Source organism: Enterococcus sp. LJL90 (assembly GCF_056924355.1).
The window spans coordinates 509,211-526,633 of record NZ_JBXPBQ010000001.1 but is presented as its reverse complement, the minus strand read 5'-3'; the positions used below and the strand labels follow the sequence as shown (position 1 = coordinate 526,633).

15 protein-coding genes are annotated in these 17,423 nt (G+C 41.5%); 4 read left to right on the top strand and 11 right to left on the bottom strand.

The genetic code is table 11. The features are described from left to right. Positions 1–142: 142 nt before the first annotated feature. Entirely contained in the window at positions 143–1,633 is a 1,491-nt protein-coding gene (locus AC1Z3S_RS02330) for a glycoside hydrolase family 1 protein (protein ID WP_461739010.1), read from the bottom strand. Between the two features lie 421 nt (positions 1,634–2,054). On the opposite strand from AC1Z3S_RS02330, the gene AC1Z3S_RS02325 reads away from it, so the two are divergent. The 3 genes from AC1Z3S_RS02325 to AC1Z3S_RS02315 all read left to right on the top strand — a co-directional run bounded on the left by AC1Z3S_RS02325 (position 2,055) and on the right by AC1Z3S_RS02315 (position 6,434). Next, positions 2,055–2,900, top strand: coding sequence for a PRD domain-containing protein (locus AC1Z3S_RS02325; RefSeq protein ID WP_461739009.1), 846 nt, complete (start codon positions 2,055–2,057; stop codon positions 2,898–2,900). A 179-nt stretch (positions 2,901–3,079) separates the two neighbouring features. Beyond that, positions 3,080–4,960, top strand: a complete 1,881-nt coding sequence (locus tag AC1Z3S_RS02320; RefSeq protein ID WP_461739008.1) for a beta-glucoside-specific PTS transporter subunit IIABC — start codon at positions 3,080–3,082, stop codon at positions 4,958–4,960. A gap of 25 nt (positions 4,961–4,985) precedes the next feature. After that, on the top strand, positions 4,986–6,434 hold the full coding sequence (locus tag AC1Z3S_RS02315) for a glycoside hydrolase family 1 protein (RefSeq protein ID WP_461739007.1): 1,449 nt from the start codon (positions 4,986–4,988) through the stop codon (positions 6,432–6,434). A 184-nt stretch (positions 6,435–6,618) separates the two neighbouring features. Here AC1Z3S_RS02315 and AC1Z3S_RS02310 read toward each other — a convergent pair whose 3' ends face one another. The 9 genes from AC1Z3S_RS02310 to AC1Z3S_RS02270 all read right to left on the bottom strand — a co-directional run bounded on the left by AC1Z3S_RS02310 (position 6,619) and on the right by AC1Z3S_RS02270 (position 14,466). Next, positions 6,619–6,978, bottom strand: a complete 360-nt coding sequence (locus AC1Z3S_RS02310) for a hypothetical protein (RefSeq protein WP_461737060.1) — start codon at positions 6,976–6,978, stop codon at positions 6,619–6,621. 109 nt (positions 6,979–7,087) lie between these two features. Continuing rightward, positions 7,088–7,549, bottom strand: a complete 462-nt coding sequence (locus tag AC1Z3S_RS02305) for a low molecular weight protein-tyrosine-phosphatase (RefSeq protein WP_461739006.1) — start codon at positions 7,547–7,549, stop codon at positions 7,088–7,090. Then, positions 7,546–8,130, bottom strand: a complete 585-nt coding sequence (locus tag AC1Z3S_RS02300; protein WP_461739005.1) for a TetR/AcrR family transcriptional regulator — start codon at positions 8,128–8,130, stop codon at positions 7,546–7,548. Before AC1Z3S_RS02300 ends, AC1Z3S_RS02305 begins: the two co-directional genes overlap by 4 nt. Before the next feature lie 15 nt (positions 8,131–8,145). Then, complete coding sequence (gene ruvB, locus AC1Z3S_RS02295) at positions 8,146–9,144, bottom strand: Holliday junction branch migration DNA helicase RuvB (RefSeq protein ID WP_461739004.1); 999 nt, start codon at positions 9,142–9,144, stop codon at positions 8,146–8,148. Between the two features lie 19 nt (positions 9,145–9,163). Then, entirely contained in the window at positions 9,164–9,766 is a 603-nt protein-coding gene (gene ruvA, locus AC1Z3S_RS02290; RefSeq protein ID WP_461739003.1) for a Holliday junction branch migration protein RuvA, read from the bottom strand. Positions 9,767–9,931: 165 nt separating this feature from the next. Further along, on the bottom strand, positions 9,932–10,375 hold the full coding sequence (gene msrB / locus AC1Z3S_RS02285) for a peptide-methionine (R)-S-oxide reductase MsrB (protein WP_265456354.1): 444 nt from the start codon (positions 10,373–10,375) through the stop codon (positions 9,932–9,934). A gap of 74 nt (positions 10,376–10,449) precedes the next feature. Then, positions 10,450–11,163 carry a trehalose operon repressor gene (gene treR / locus AC1Z3S_RS02280; RefSeq protein WP_265456356.1) on the bottom strand — a complete coding sequence of 238 codons (714 nt, stop codon included), beginning with the start codon at positions 11,161–11,163 and terminating at the stop codon, positions 10,450–10,452. A 17-nt stretch (positions 11,164–11,180) separates the two neighbouring features. Further along, the gene (gene pgmB / locus AC1Z3S_RS02275; RefSeq protein ID WP_461739002.1) at positions 11,181–11,831 is read right to left on the bottom strand and encodes a beta-phosphoglucomutase; all 651 of its coding nucleotides are present in this window, start codon (positions 11,829–11,831) and stop codon (positions 11,181–11,183) included. 16 nt (positions 11,832–11,847) lie between these two features. Then, the gene (locus AC1Z3S_RS02270) at positions 11,848–14,466 is read right to left on the bottom strand and encodes a glycoside hydrolase family 65 protein (RefSeq protein WP_461739001.1); all 2,619 of its coding nucleotides are present in this window, start codon (positions 14,464–14,466) and stop codon (positions 11,848–11,850) included. Between the two features lie 336 nt (positions 14,467–14,802). Between AC1Z3S_RS02270 and treP the strand changes: the two genes are divergently transcribed. Further along, positions 14,803–16,815, top strand: a complete 2,013-nt coding sequence (gene treP, locus AC1Z3S_RS02265) for a PTS system trehalose-specific EIIBC component (protein ID WP_461739000.1) — start codon at positions 14,803–14,805, stop codon at positions 16,813–16,815. A gap of 46 nt (positions 16,816–16,861) precedes the next feature. Here the strand turns inward: treP and AC1Z3S_RS02260 are convergent, their stop codons facing one another. Next, complete coding sequence (locus AC1Z3S_RS02260; protein WP_461738999.1) at positions 16,862–17,416, bottom strand: Maf family protein; 555 nt, start codon at positions 17,414–17,416, stop codon at positions 16,862–16,864. Between the last annotated feature and the right edge of the window lie 7 nt (positions 17,417–17,423).

Below are 17,423 nucleotides of genomic sequence, written 5' to 3'. Positions count from 1 at the left end.
AAATAAATAGGCTGCCGCAAAAAGACCTGAACTACCACAGAAAAATTTTCTTTATTGAGCTGATTGATATGAAGTAATCAGCTGCTCAGTAGGAAAATTTAAGGATAGTTCAGGTCCTATATATCATCTTTTTGACAGTTCTCTAAAAATTAATGGTTAAATCCAGTCCGTTGGTATCAATGATTTGTTTGTAATAATCAAAGCTGGCCTTCTTCAAACGGTCAAAGCTACCAGAGCCATCATTGTGACGGTCGACATAGATAAAGCCGTAGCGTTTTTTCATTTCACCGGTGCCAGCCGAAACAATATCAATCGGGCCCCACCATAAATAACCAATCACATCACAGCCGTCTTGAATCGCCTCCGCCATTTCTTCAATATGCATTTTTAGATAGCGGGCTCTTTCCGTGTCTAAAATTTGACCATTTTCATCCGGGCCTTCATCAATGCCCAAGCCATTTTCAACAATAAATAATGGCAGCTCATAGCGGTCAGTTAACTCGTTCATCACATAACGCAAACCTAAAGGATCAATTGGCCAGTTCCATGGTTCAGGCGCTTTTTCCTTTAAGAAGGGATTGTCAAAGCCCTTGGCACCGCCAGTATCCACCCGCATTTCTGCATCGACACTGAAAACCGTACTCCGGTAATAACTAAAGGCAATATAATCCGATGTATAATCCGCTAACAACGCTAAATCGCCATCAGCAATTTCTGGTGCGCAATCTTCCTCACGCCAAATCCGTTTAACGTAACCAGGATAATGACCGCGACACATAACGTCGGAAAATAAATAGGAATTGCGTTTAAATTCTAAGGCACCGAAGACATTGGCAGGATTGCAGTCAATCGGATAGGTTGCCAGTGAAGAAAAACTGCACATCACGCCCATCAACGCATCTGGGTCAGTTGCTTGCATACACTTCGTTGCTAAAGCATTGGCAACAAACAGATGGTGGACAGCTTGATAGATTTCTTTTTTAGTTAAGGTTGTAATTGGCTCATTAGGATCAGTTGCCGGAAATTTAATCACGCCAGCAGCTGCGTAAGGCATTCTAAAGGCATTATTAATTTCGTTAAAGGTCATCCAATATTTCACTTTTCCCTTGTAACGATCAAAAATAATGCTGGCATAGCGATCAAAGAACTCGATTAATTGACGGTTTTGCCAGCCGCCATACTCAGCCAGTAAAGCAAAAGGAGTTTCATAGTGACTAAGGGTAATCACAGGCTCCATCTGATATTTTAATAAGGTGTCAATCAAACGGTCATAAAAATCCAAGCCCGCTTCGTTTGGAGTTTCTTCATCGCCTCGAGGGAAAATTCGTCCCCAAGAAATACTCGTGCGAAAAGCCTTTAAGCCCATCTCGCTCATTAATTTGATATCTGCTTCAAAGCGGTGATAAAAATCAACGGCCTCGTGGGATAAAAAGGCCCGGTCTTTTTCTAAATTTAATTCCCAAATTCCTTGTTCTTCATTCCAAGCAATGCTGGGCTTGGTGTTCATAATACCAATCAAGGTATCCGTGACGTTTGGCAGCTTACCGTCTTCAAGCCAAGCACCCTCCACTTGGTTAGCTGCTACGGCGCCCCCCCATAAAAAATTCTCCGGAAATACATTTGTCGTTGTCATCTTGTTCCTCCTCGATTTAGAAATCGTTTTCTTACTCTTATTTTATTAAGAATAGTGCCTTCTTTCCATACTCTTTTTTTCTTTTGTATAAAAGAAATTTTGTGAACAAGTCGCTGGCCTTCCGAAAATATGGATGCTTGCTAACCGGCTTAATGCAAGCTTAGTCCTTTCTGGTTAGGCCATTTTAAATTATCAGTTTAGCTAATTAAAAGCTAGTCGATAATAAACTTCGCCACTGTCGCCGCTAAAAAATCCCGGTCAAATAATTTCAGCAAAACTATTGACATCGGTTTCAAAAGGGTTTATATTATTTTTATTGTTTTAAAAATAATTCTGGATTGTTACTGATTCGATCAGGCATAACCTAAATGGACTATCAAAGCGCATAGTTTATTTAGGCATTTTTTTTGGGGAGAACTTTATGAGATATCTAAAAAAGATCAATAATAATGTCGCCCTCGTGGAAGATGACAATCATAAAGAGTATATTATCTTAGGCAATGGCATCGGCTTTAATAAAAAAGCCGGCGATGCGGTTGATGAAAGTTTGATTGAGAAAAAATTTATCGCTGATCAAGAACCTGGAGCCAGCTATACAGCAATCGCTCAGGCTGTAAACGAAATTGACCCTAAGATTTTAGCGGTCACGACTAAAATTACCGGTTTAGCGGATCAGGAAATGGGGACAACCTTCCCCACCACTAATTTTTTCGCTTTAGCAGACCATCTGCAATATGCTATTGTTCGAGGTGCTACGGTGGCCGACGCTGAAGATTTCACCAGAATTGAAATCAAGAAATTTTATCCTAAGGAATACCAGTTGGCCAAAGAAACGATTGCCTTAGTCAAGGCCGAGACCGGCGTTCAATTACCGCCGGCCGAAGAAGTCTATCTGACGTATCATTTTTTAAACGCCAGCAGCAACTTTGCCAAAGCCGACGAAGCCGCCAATATGACGGCGATTATTCAGCGGATTTTAGATATTATCAGCTATCATTTGCATCTAGAATTGAAGGAAGATTCGTTGAGCTACTCCCGCTTTATCACCCACCTGCGTTATTTCATTTTGCGAAAGATTAATCATGAGGAAAATGATGTCCTGCAGGCCAGCGGAATTTTAGATGTAGTCAAGGAAAAATATAAAAAATCTTATCAAGCAGCCCTAAAGGTCAGCCAGTATCTGGCGGCTGAAAAGAGCTGGCAGCTTTCTGAAGATGAAATGCTGTATCTGACTCTGCACATTCAAAGAGTCATTCAGGAAAACTAAATATATCTTATTTTATTAAGGATTGTTACTGATTCAATCAGGCATTACCCAAATAAAATTGTTACTGCACAAGCTTAGGCTGTCAGTCTCAATTTATTTGGGTATTTTTTTATTCAAAAACGAGTAATAAGGGCGCGCGCCTTTTACTATATAAAGTCATGTTTAAAGGAGAAAAGATAATGGCAGTAAATTATCAAGATTTAGCAAAAGATGTAATTAAAAATGTCGGCGGCAAAGAAAATGTTGCCACTGCTTGGAACTGCGTTACCCGTTTGCGTTTCAACTTAAACGACAAAGATGCAGTCAAAATTGATGAAATCAAAAAAATCGACGGCGTCATGGGGGCGCAATTTTCCGGCGACCAATTTCAAGTTGTTATTGGCAATCGAGTTGGCGATGCCTTTGAAGAAGTCGATAAAATTGTCGGCGGCGGTTCTGGCGACGGAGCCAAATCCGGTCAAAAACAGGGTATTTTATCTTTAGTGATGGATACCATGTCTGGTATTTTCACACCGATTATTCCAGCTTTAGCGGGTGCTGGTTTATTGAAAGGTTTCACTTCACTGTTTGTCGTTTTAGGTTGGTTGTCTGATACTAGTGAAACCTATTCAGTTTTGTATGCCATTGGCGACGGCGTCTTTTTCTTCCTGCCATTTTTCTTAGCGGTGACAGCTGCCCGCAAACTGAAAACTAGTGAATTTTTGGCTCTTGCGATTGCCGGTGCCATGATGTATCCGACTTTCTTAGATGCTGCACGAGGAATTACTGAAGCGGCTAGCTTTGATTTCTTTGGCATTGCTTTACCGGTCGTTAATTATTCCTCTAGTGTTATCCCAATTATTTTAGCAGTTATTCTATTGAAATATGTCCATCAGGGCGTCAAGAAAATTATGCCTGATACCTTAACTTTTATGTTTACACCGATGATTACGCTATTAATCACGGTTCCTATCACTCTTTGGGTTGTGGGACCATTAGGCACTAACGTTGGTCAAGTCATCGCCAACTTCTTCGTTTGGTTGTTTAACGTGGCTGGTCCGTTAGCTGGTGCTTTACTGGCTGGATTTATGCCGTTAATTATTATGACTGGGATGCATTACGCCTTTACACCAGTTGTCGTTCAAAGTATTTCTTCTTTTGGTTTCGATTCAATGGTGCAACCAGCAATGTTAATCAGTAACGCTGCACAAGGCGGCGCTGCTTTTGCCGTTGGGATTCGCACAAAAAATAAAGCCTTCCGTCAATTAGCTTTTTCTGCTGGTCTTTCCGCAATTTTTGGGATTACTGAACCGGCGATGTACGGGATTAATATGAAGGTTAAAAAACCATTTTATTTTGCGATGATTTCTGCCGCCATTCTAGGCGGTGTTGGCGGCTACTTCACGTTAAGTGCTTTTGGACTTTCTGGAATTATCGGTCTCTTCGCTCTTCCGGTCTTCTCTGATAGCTCAAGCTTAACCAATTTAATTGTTGCCATCAGCTGCTTTGCTTTGGCAATTGTTTTACCATTTGTTTTAACTCTTGTCTTTGGCTTTGAAGATGTCAAAGATGAAGATGGTGTTACAACTGAACCAGCTGCTAAAACAGCGACTGAATTAGCCGATGATTTATTTATCGTTGCGCCTTTAAAAGGCAATATCGTGCCATTAGAAACGGTACCTGATCAAACTTTTTCATCTGGGATTATGGGTAAGGGAATTGCGATTGAACCTAGTGAAGGCAAAGTTGTTGCGCCAGTTGCTGGTGAAATTACCGTGTTACCTGATTCTAAACATGCCATTGGGATTGTTGCTGATGATGGCGCTGAAATTTTAATTCACGTTGGGATTGATACTGTAACCCTTGGCGGCAAATACTTTGAGGCAGCCGTTAAAGTCGGCGACCACGTTGAAGCTGGCGATTTATTAGTGACTTTTGATCAAGATAAAATTTCCGAAAGTGGCTTAAATACTGTTACAATGGTGATAGTCACAAACTCGGCGGATTATTTAGATGTTGTCCAATCTAAAACCACCGGCGATATCGATTTTGGGGACCAATTACTGTTTACAGTAAAATAAATATAAAGAATTGGAGTGTCAATCAATGTCAAAATTTCCAGAGAATTTCCTATGGGGCGGCGCAACGGCTGCCAATCAATTAGAAGGCGCGTTTGACCGCGACGGCAAAGGCTTATCTGTTGCTGACGCAATGCCTGGGGGCAAAGAGCGTTTAGCCATCTTAGCCAGCGACGACTTTGACTGGAGTATCGACGAAAGCAAATATACTTATCCCAACCATCGGGGTATTGACCACTATGATCGTTTTAAAGAAGATATCGCTTTGTTTGCGGAAATGGGCTTCAAATGCTACCGTTTCTCTATCGCTTGGTCACGAATTTTTCCTCAAGGGGATGAGATGGAGCCAAACGAAGCTGGTTTGAAATTTTACGATGAATTAATCGACGAATGTTTGAAATACAACATCGAACCGGTTATCACAATTTCCCATTATGAAATGCCTTTAAACTTAGCGACGACTTACGGCGGCTGGAAAAATCGCCAATTGATTGATTTTTACGGAAGATATGCTAACACTGTTTTAACTCGTTTCCACAGCAAAGTGAAATACTGGATGACCTTCAATGAAATTAATTCTTCTTTCCACGCTCCTGTTTTAAGCCAAGGCTTGATTAATAAAACCGGCGCCAAAGATTTCAAGAGCATCATCCAAGGCTGGCACAATCAATTTGTTGCCAGTGCCAAAGCAGTTAAAATTGGCCATGAATTAAATCCTGATTTGCAAATCGGCTGTATGATTATCTACGCAACTACTTACAGTATGGATTCAAATCCAATTAACCAAATGGCAACGATTAAACAAAATCAAGAATTTAACTTCTACTGTGCGGACGTGCAAGTCCGAGGTAAATATTCAGCCTTCACCAATCGTTTCTTTAAAGAACATGGCATCACTTGGGCTGATTTAGAAGTCGAAGATCAAGACTTTGCTTTGATTAAAGAACATACTGTTGATTATGTTGGCTTTAGCTATTACATGTCAGCTGTTGTCGATATCGTTTCTGAAGACAACGCTCAGGTTGCCGGCAATCTTTTAGGCGGCGTGAAAAATCCTTTCTTGGAAGCCAGCGACTGGGGTTGGCAAATTGACCCTGAAGGCATGCGCATTGCTTTAAATGAAATTTATAATCGCTACCAAGTTCCTTGCTTTATCGTTGAAAATGGCTTGGGCGCTTATGATAAAATCGAAGCAGACGGCTCAATCGTTGACGATTACCGGATTGACTACTTGCAACGTCATATCGCAGCCATGGCTGAAGCGATTGAAGACGGTGTTGATTTAATCGGTTACACTCCTTGGGGCTGTATTGACTTAGTCAGTGCTTCCACAGGGGAAATGAGCAAACGCTATGGCTTTGTCTATGTTGATTTAGATGATGAAGGCCAAGGCACACTGGACCGCTCTAAGAAAAAATCCTTTGACTGGTACCAAAAAGTCATCGCTACAAATGGTGACGATTTAAGTAATAACTAATCAAAAAAATTTCCGCTAAGTCAGGTTGCTAAAGCCATGCTTGGCGGTTTTTTTAGCAGTTTTTTAGAAAATAAAAAGCAAGTTGCCTCAGAAGAATTTATCCATTCTAGGCAAAAAAAGTGTTGCTGAAAGTCTCTTTTAAAGAGCTTCTAGCAACACTTGTTTTTAAACCAAATTACCTATTTCATTTTGACGCTTTATGCCGCTCACCATTCGGGGAGAGCATGCTGATTTTTTTGATATGGGGAATCGGAATCATCCGAATCTGCTGCTGATCGCCAGCAACTTTTAACATCACATGTTCTTTTCCGACAGTTTTGCTGGCCACCCACCCAGAGACCGTTTCAAAAATGTCAGAGTTATCCTCTTGCAAGCGCAGCACCACGGTACTTTTTTGTGAAGCCGCCAATTGTAATTGGCGCACAATGTTTTCCTGGGCTACTTCTTGTTCAGCTTGACTGACTGACTCATCTAAAAAAGCGCTCAGCTTACTTTTAGACAAGAGCATGGCTAATTTCTTTTTCGGTTTTTCTTTATTGGCCATCAAAACAACCTCCTTAAACAAAGGCAACACTCTTATATTTTACCAAAAAAAATGCATATTTTCAATATTCACTATTTATTTTTGGGTTAAAGCCCCATTAAAACGCTTTTTATAATTGTTTTTGGATTTTTTCCAACCACTTTTCACTGGCTTCTTCAATTAACTGGTAAGTCAGTTGGAAATTTCCAGTATAATAAGGATCGGCAATCGCTTGTCTTTCCTTTCCGGGAACAACACTCAGCATCGCAAAGATTTTATCTTGAAACTTTGGCTGACTCAACTCAGCCAAATCCGCCAAATTCATGTCATCCATGCCGATGATAAAATCAGCCTCAGCAAAGTCAGCGGCTGTGATTTTACGAGAGACAATCCCTAAATAATCAATCCCGTGTTTTTGCAATTCCTTTTGCGTGCCAGAATGCGGCCTGTTACCGGCCTCCCAGCTGCTAGTAGCTGCTGAATCAATTTCAATTTTATCTTCTAAGCCCGCTTCTACCACCTTTTGTCGAAAAACAGCCTCGGCCATCGGTGAACGGCAGATATTGCCGAGACAGACAAAAATTACTTTCATATAGACCCCCACTTTTCATCAGATTGTTCTTTGGCATACAGTCGATAGGAGAAAAATTCAGTATCCTTAGCCAAACGAAACAGCTGCACAGAAATTTCTAACGGCGTTTCCTGAAAGCCTTCTAAAATCCAGCTAGTCAAAATACCGGAACAGCCATAGGAGAAAAACCGGGCATAAAACTGCTTGTCTTCAGCAGACAGCTCATGTTCGACATCCATGTTTTCAAAAAGTTTAATAAAGAGCTGATGAATCACGGTGATAAATTCCTGCACCAAAATCTCAGCATTATCTTTGACAGTATGCTGATAAAAATTTTGATTGCTGTTCATCGCTGTCAGCATCTTTAACGCTTGTTCTTCCCAATTATCAATATTCACCTCAGTGGCATCTAAAAAATGCAGCGAGTCCTCTTGATAGACCCAGCGCAGCAGCTGATTCTTATCAGAGAAATGGTAATAAAAGGTTTGCCGGTTAATCCCGGCAGCCTCAGTTAATTTTTGGACACTAATTTTTTTAAAGGGTTCTGCTTGGGCTAATTTTAATAATGCCTTGGCCAAGTCTTGTTTCGTCGCAGTCGCCATAAAGCCTCCTAAGTTTTAAGAATTGGCCTGCAAGCCAAAATGCAGATAAGCAAAATCCGTTACGACTCGACCTCGAGGCGTGCGGCGTAAAAAACCTTTTTGAATCAAGAAGGGCTCATACATATCTTCAACGGTTTCCATTTCCTCGCCGATATTCACCGCCAACGTGCTTAGCCCCACCGGACCACCGCCATATAATTCTATCATGGTTTTTAATAATTTCTGGTCAACATAATCCAAGCCCGCTTGATCCACCTGTAAAAGGGTTAGTGCTTGATCAGCAATATTCCGATGAATAACACCGTCACCTTGCACCTGAGCAAAGTCCCGCACTCGTTTTAGTAAACGGTTGGCAATCCGCGGGGTGCCACGGGAGCGGCGGGCAATTTCATAGGCGCCCTCTTCGACAATTTCTGTTTGAAAAATATCAGCCGAACGCAGGACAATTTCTTTTAGGTCTGCATCTTCATAATATTCCATATGACAAATAATTCCGAAGCGATCCCGCAAAGGTGCTGACAACATGCCAGCCCGTGTGGTCGCACCGATTAAAGTAAACGGTGGCAGCGGAAAATGCACGGGATGAGCCGTCGTACCTTGCCCCACCATAATATCCACGTAAAAATCCTCCATCGCAGAATAAAGCATTTCTTCTGCAACTCGAGGCAGACGATGAATTTCATCGATAAATAAAACATCCCCCGGCTGCAATTCATTTAAAATTGCAATTAAATCTCCAGGGCGTTCAATTGCCGGCCCGCTGGTGGTGCGAATATTCACAGCCATTTCATTGGCAATCACCATGGCCATCGTAGTTTTCCCTAATCCCGGCGGACCATATAGCAACACATGATCTAAGGCCTCTTCGCGATTTTTCGCCGCTTCAATGTAAATCGTCAATTCCTGCTTCACTTTATCTTGGCCGATATACTGGGCTAAAAATTGCGGCCGCAGGGATTTTTCAATGATTTCTTCATTATCATTTGTACTTGGCGAAACAATTCGTTCATCCATCTATGCCGCTCCCTTCCATTTATTTTTTCATAAGTAATTTCAAAGCTTCTCGTAGATAATGGTCAGTGGTTTGTCCGGCAGTCTCTGGCAATAATTTCGCTATTCGTTTAACCTCTTTTTCGCTATAGCCCAATGCCGCCAAAGCCTCTAACGCCTCCGCTAAAGCAGAATCGGCTGCATGAACGGCTGTCGGGACTTTTTCAACCGGAAAATCAGCAACTAACTCTCCAAGCTTGCCCTTCAAATCTAAAATCATTTGCTGAGCAGTCTTCTTACCAACGCCAGGAAACTTCGTCAGATAAGTCACGTCGTCAGCTTCAATCGCTTGAATCAAGCCACTGTGATTATCATTGGCTAAAATAGCCAGCGCACTTTTCGGACCAATACCAGAGACGCTAATCAATTTTAAAAACAGCTGCTTTTCTTCCAGATTTTCAAAGCCATATAATAACTGAGCATCCTCTCTAATCACCTGGTGCAGATAAATCTTCACCTGATTATCCAGCTGACTACTATAACGATAAGGATTACCCATCGCAATCTGATAACCGATTCCTTGATTTTCCACAACTAAATACAGCGGGCTGATATACGTCACCACACCATTTAAATATTCGTACATATTTTTCCCTTCCTGCTGCTAACTAAATTTTCATTTGCTAGTACATACGTTCGCTTTTTATTGTAGCATAAAACGCAGTGAGTTTGGAGTGGGTTATCAAGTCAGGAAAATTACCTATTTTTGCAAAAAAACTGCCAGAGAATGTGTCTCTGACAGTTTAACACCTTATCCAACTAAATCTAAATACTCACCGTAGCCTTCTGCCGCCATTTTGTCAGCAGGAATAAATTTCAAGGCTGCGGAATTGATGCAATAGCGCAAACCGCCTTGATCAACTGGACCATCATTAAAGACGTGACCCAAATGGGAGTCGCCTTCTTGGCTGCGGACTTCTACACGATGCATACCATGGGTGAAGTCAGCCTTTTCTTTGACGCCTTTTTTGACAATCGGCTTGCTGAAGGCTGGCCAGCCGCAACCAGCATCGTATTTATCGGTTGAACTAAATAGGGGTTCACCGCTGACGATGTCGACGTAGATGCCTTTTTCGTAAAAGTCATCATATTGACCAGTGAATGGTCGTTCCGTTGCGTTTTCTTGGGTGACCGCATAAGAAATATCTGATAGTTCTTCTTTAAGTTTCGCTTGGTCTAATTCTTCTTTTTTCATTTTAATCATCTCTTTCTGGAAGCCTTAGATGGGCTTATCATAATGCCAATCAGAAAAAATTGCGAACCATATGCTCAGCCCTTGCGGCGTCTGGCAAATTCGACAAAACGAAACTTATCTAAACGGTGAATCGACTCGGTATATTCAAAACAGCGAGTGTCCTCTAAGAAAACTAAACTGCGGACAATCACCACATGGGTATCCTCACCTAAATCCATCAGCTCCTGCATTTCTTCATTGGCAGGCTCAACGGTGATTTCTTTTTGGGCATAAGCAATGTCCAAATTCAATTCATTTTCAAAATATTCATAAATTGAATCCTGCGCCCGTTCCTTCGGCAATTGTGGGATTGCTTCTTTTAAAAGAAAATCCCGGTCTAAAATAACTGCTTCTCCGCCGATTTTTCTTTGGCGAATTAATTTCCACGCCTCAGCTCCCTTGGGCCAGCCAGTCACATCTGCCAATTTTTGGCGAACTAATACCTCGCCTAACTCCACGACAATCGTTTCATTGGGGATGTGTTGGCTTTCCTGCAGCTCTTTAAAGCTGGTCAGACCGGAAATCGGAAAATCAAAGCGATTCATATCTAAGACAATCGAACCCTTGCCCTGCTTTTTTTGAATATAACCGGCGTTGGTTAACAGGGTCAGCGCCTTACGAATCGTTTCACGGGAGACGCCATAGATTTTAATCAGCTGATTTTCACTAGGGAGCAGGCTTTGTGGGGGATAATCGCCGGCTAAAATCTTTTTTTCCAAGTCTAAAAATATTTCATTGAACTTATTCATCCCCGCAGCTCCTTTCCCTATTTTTTCAGCAAGTCTGGAATTGATAATTCATCTAAACGGTGCACAGTAATATCTGCACCCGCCAAAGGTTCACTAGCCAATACACCGACAGCAAACATGCCGGCTTTTTTAATTCCTTCAATACCAGCCGGAGCATCTTCAAAGCCAATCGCTTCTTCAGGCTGAATATTTAAAATTTCAGCCGCCCGGATAAAGATTTCTGGATCTGGTTTGCCTTTTTTCAAAGTGTTTGGGTCCACGATGCCCACAAAATCAGCGGCAACGCCTAATTTTTCTAAAATAAATGGCGCATTTTTAGAAGCCGAAGCAATCGCACTCGGCACCTTTAATTTTTGAGCCTCCGCTAAAAATTCAGCCACTCCCGGCAGCAAATCTTTTTCGGTTAAGCCTTGTAATAATTCAACGTACTCGGTATTTTTTTCTGCTGCTAGTTCGGCTTTTTCCGCTTCTGTAAACTCATTTTCTTTGCCGCCATGAGCCAAAATCCGATTTAAAGAATCCATGCGGCTGATACCCTTCAATTGTTCATTGAACTCTAAGTCAATGGAAATACCAATTTTATCCGCCAAATTTTTCCAAGCGATGTAATGGTACTTGGCCGTATCAGTAATCACGCCGTCTAAATCAAATACAAAACCTTTTTTCACGAGTATTCCTCCAATATTAATTAGTCATTGCTAGACAATCAAGGGTTGTCGCTTGATTGCCGGTTAAGAAAATTTGTTTCCCGTTGAACTCAATTTCAACGTCCTGGTCAGCTAAAATTGTCGTGGTCTCTTTGCGGATGGCGATACTGAAATGAATCCCCCGCCGTTTAACTTTGAATTGTAGTTCTTGCCAACCCTTTGGTAATTTTGGTTGCAGGATTAATTTATCTTGGCGAATATCCAGTCCCGCAAAGGTGGTTAACGTGATATACAAAGTCGCCGCCATTACACCGGCGTGAATTCCTTCAGCCGTGGTGCCCCCTTGAATATCCCGATAATCCGAATACAAAGCCTCCTGGTATAGCTGCCAAGCTAAATCTTGATTATCAATTATTTCCGCCAGTTGCGCATGGACTACCCGCGACAAGGTCGAGCCGTGGGAGGTGCGGGCTAAATAATAATCCAGATTTTTTTCTAAGTAATCCTCTGGTAAATTATACCCTAAATCCGCTAAGATTTGATCAATTCGTTCCTTACTAAAATTATAAAAGGTCATCAAAGTGTCCGCCTGTTTGGCTACTTGATAATCATCAGCTGATTCCCCTTCAGCCCGCAAAATTCGGTCCATTCGATAAATATTGCCGTATTTCTCCCGGTAATAATCCCAATCGACTTCCTTTAGCTCAAAATAATTCGCAAATTGAGCGATAATCCCGGCTTCGTTAATTTCTAAATTCAAGCCGTGACAAATTTCTTCCATTTGCTTACTGTCTGCAGCTGAAAAATCAGTTTTCTGGCGAATCTCCGCCACTGCTACAGCTGGCATTTCTGCAAAAAGTTTTGCGATTTCTTCAAAAAGCCAGACCACCGTCATGTTGGTGTAAGCATTATTGTTTAGACCACCAGTTTCTTGATTTGGATAAGCCTCATGAAATTCATCTGGCCCCATCACGCCATTAATATTATAGCGGCCATCATAATCTTTTTCGGCAATCTTCAGCCAGAATTTCGCAATTTCCAGCAGCATCTCAAGACCCATTTCTGTCATAAATTCTTGGTCCAGCGTATTTTGATAATACAACCAAAAATTATAGGCCACGGCTAGAGAAACATGCCGCTGCAAGCGACTGTGATCTTCATCCCAATCACCGCTGACTGGATTTAAATGAATTTCCTGTGATTGCTCATCACCGGTTAAACCAGACTGCCACGGGAACATCGCTCCTTGATAGCCGGCCTGTTCCGCCAATTTTTTAGCTTCTGGTAAACGGTCATACCGGTATTGCAGCAATTGTTTTGCAGCATTTGGAAAATGCATAATATAAAACGGCAAAATAAATAATTCATCCCAAAAAATATGGCCGCGATAAGCTTCACCGTGTAAGCCACGAGCAGTCACCGAGGCGTCAATTTCCTTGGCAGAGAGCGGCGAAGCAGAAGCCAGTAGATGGAAGGTGTGCAGCCGCAATAGTTTTTGCGACATATAGTCGCTCGCCACTTTGATATCGGCTTGCTCCCATAATTTTTCCCAAGCTTTTTTTGAAGCTTGGAAGACCTCAGAAAAGTTAGGGAATTCTGTTGGCTGCTGAATTTTTTTTGCGGTCGAAATTTCGACAAAAACTGTTTTCTCAACAGTCACGGTTTCCCCTTGAGCTGCTGTGAATTTGGCAGTCTGCTGGATTTTCTTTTCTGAAATAGCCGTCTCCCATGTTGTCTCAGGATAACTTTGCAATTTACTTTCTTGGTTAATTGCAATATTAGAATCACTAGTGTGAGCAATAATTTTTGCGTTAGTCCCTATCCCGCTAATCTCGTCAATTTCTAAGTGCTGTTGATTCAAACTGCGGTAACGGGCCACATTGTAATTAAAAATAGCGCCATTGCCTTCAGCAAAAATCGTAATTTCGCCAGAAAAATTAAGCGGTGTGACTTGATAGCGCAGGCTATAGAGATTACGCTGCGCCATGCTGACAATTTTTTCAGTGGTGACTAAAGCTTGCTGACCCTTTTGATTTTCATAAATCATGCGGCTGGTGAATAGACCGCTGTTTAATGCCAGCGTGCGCTCCATTTCCAAAATTTGTCCCTGACTAAAATTAAAAACTTCTCCATCAATTGCAAAGGACAAGCCCTGCATGCTTTGGACATTCACCAAATCTTCATTAGTGATTTCTTGACCCTCGACAACTGATTTCGTTTCATTATAAACGCCAGCTAAATAAGTCGCTGGATAAAAATCATCACTGATGGTCATCTCCGGCGTCGTCCCCCGCAGCCCGATAAAACCATTGCCGACAGTCAGCATTGATTCGATTGAGTATTCTTCTTTCCCTTGTTTCAAATCATAATAGTTAAACTGCCAGACATCATCTGTTTCCTCTTGCTGACTGACAAAAACTAACGGAACATTTAAGGTTTCTGATAATTCCTTAGCTAATGATTTAGCTTTGGTTTGGAGTGTCCCCGACTTATTTGTTAAATCAAGATGAATCACTTCTATTGCTGAAGTTATCTGTGAATCTTTTATAGAAGCAAGAATATCGCTTGCTGTACTATCAGTTGAAAAAACATATTTTTCTGTCGCCAGTGTCAAAATAAATTGCTCGTCGATTTCTGTGATGGTTAAGTTTTTCATTTTATCACCTTCCATGTATATACAAGTTAATTCGATTATAAATTGAAATGTAAACTTTTTCAAGGGGAGCAGTTAAATTTTATCAAAAACACTTGTTAGGCTTTTTTTTCTAAAATTTCGTGATTAAAACATTTTTTGAAACCGCTTAACATTTTATTCAATTAACAATTGAATAGCTTTTTTAATATAAGTAACGTTATTTAGAAGTGTCAGTAGCGAATTTTAACCGCAAAAACAATTTTGCAGAAAACGCTTGCTTATTCTCTTTTCGGATGCTATTATAAATCCATCAAGACAACTTGCTTATACAAGCTATTTTTGAAAGGAGCCAAGAACATGGGAAAGTATCAAGTAGATGCTGAGAAGTTGCTAAAGGAAGTCGGAGGGAAAGAAAACATTGCCGCTGTCACCCATTGCGCAACCCGGATGCGTTTTGTTTTAAACGATACTGCCAAGGCAGACAAAGACGCCATTGAAGAAATTGACTCAGTTAAAGGGATGTTCACCAACGCTGGACAATTCCAAGTAATTATCGGAAATGATGTTTCCGTTTTCTACAATGATTTTAAAGAAATTTCTGGTATCGAAGGGGTTTCTAAAGAACAAGGAAAAGTTGCTGCTAAACAAAATTTAAATCCGGTCCAGCGGGCAATTAGTGTGTTGGCAGAAATTTTCACACCAATTATTCCTGCAATTATCGTCGGGGGGCTAATTTTAGGTTTCCGGAATGTTTTAGAAGGAATTTCTTTTGATTCTTTAGGCGGTACGATTGTCGAGCACTCCCAATTTTGGGCGGGTGTCAATGGTTTCTTATGGTTACCAGGGGAAGCCATTTTCCACTTCTTGCCTGTTGGTATCACATGGAGTATCGCTAAGAAGATGGGCACCACGCAAATCTTAGGAATTGTTTTAGGGATTACTTTAGTTTCACCGCAATTATTAAATGCTTATTCTGTTGCCAGCACAGCTGCGGCTGATATTCCTGTTTGGGATTTCGGTTTTGCCCAAATTCAAATGATTGGCTATCAAGCACAAGTTATTCCGGCAATGCTCGCTGGGTTCCTCTTAGCTTATCTGGAAATTTTCTTTAGAAAACATATTCCACAGGCGATTTCGATGATTTTTGTACCGTTGCTTTCATTGCTCCCAACTATTTTGGCGGCCCACGTTATTTTAGGGCCAATCGGTTGGACAATTGGTTCATGGATTTCAAGTATCGTCAACGCTGGCCTGACTTCTTCATTGAATTGGCTTTTCGGAGCAGTCTTTGGTTTCTTATATGCACCGTTAGTTATCACTGGTTTGCATCACATGACCAATGCGATCGATATGCAATTAGTAGCTGATTTTGGCACGACCAATCTCTGGCCAATGATTGCTTTATCAAATATTGCACAAGGTTCTGCGGTCTTAGCGATTATTTTCGCTCACCGGGGCAATAAAAAAGAAGAACAAATTTCAATTCCAGCAACAATTTCTTGTTATCTAGGAGTAACTGAACCAGCAATGTTTGGGATTAACTTGAAATACGTTTATCCATTTGTCGCTGCCATGACAGGTTCTGCTTTAGCGGGAATGTTTGCGACTTTAATGGGCGTCCGGGCCAACTCTATCGGTGTCGGCGGTCTACCAGGAATTTTGGCAATCAATACAACGGAAGGCGGCGGAATGATTGCCTTTGCCATCGCAATGCTGATTGCCGTTGTTGTTCCAATTGCTCTGACACTCTTCTTCCGTCGTCAAGGAATCTTCAATAAACTTGATCCTGTCGATGAAAAAACTGGTGAGCTGTATGTCGATGAATTAGCAACGGCTGGCGCTGGTGCAAACGGCAGCAATCCAAATGCTGCCAACTTTACCGCTAGCATGCCTACCAACGCTGAAACAGCAACGGAAATTCTTTATGCGCCAGCTTCTGGTAAAATTATTCCGATGGCCGAAGTTGCTGACCCTGTCTTTGGACAAAAAATGATGGGGGATGGTTATGCCATTCAACCAACTGATGACGATGTATACGCTCCAGTCAACGGGAAAATTACTTCTATCTTTGGCACAAAACACGCCATTGGTATTTTAACTGAAACCGGCGCCGAAATTTTACTGCACATGGGCTTAGACACCGTTGAATTAAACGGCGAACCCTTTGAAATTTTAGTAGCTGAGGGCGACACTGTCACCCCAACAACAAAAGTCGCAGTTATGAATCGGGCGGCTGTTGAAGCGGCCGGTAAGAAAACTGAAATTGTCGTTGCCTTAACCAATGCTGAAAAAATTGATCGTTTAGTCTTAACCGAAGTCGGTACTGTCACAGCCGGCGAAGAATTAGGCGAAGCAGAAATCAATAGTTAAAGATAAAAATGGCTCGTTGCGCAAATCCCGCAACGAGCCATTTTTTTTAGTTAAATTGATTAAGCATTTTCTGGACAACACCAATTGGAAAACCGACGATGCTGTAATAATCACCATCAATTTTTTGAACAAAAGTTCCCGCTAAGCTTTGAATACCATAGGCACCTGCCTTATCTGCATAGTCACCAGTGTCCAAATAGCGATTGATTTCTTGATCTGTTAATTCATAAAAAGTAACTTTGGCAGTCGCTAATTCATGAAAAATTTTATCGCCTTGGCGCATAGTCACCGCTGTATACACATCGTGAGTCCGACCGCTTAATTGTCTCAGCATAGCAAAGCCAGCCGCCCGGTCAACGGGTTTGCCTAAAATCTGATTGTCGATTACCACAATCGTGTCACTGGCAATCACTAAGGCATCAGAATGTTCTGACGCAATTACCGCAGCTTTATCCGCTGCCATTTTTTTTACATAGTCGACCGGTGCATATTGATCTTTGACTTCTTCATCAATGTCAGCCGGCATCACTGAAAAAGCCGGCACTAGCCAAGCTAATAATTCTCTTCGCCGGGGAGATTGGGATGCTAATATAATATCCATAGTAAAA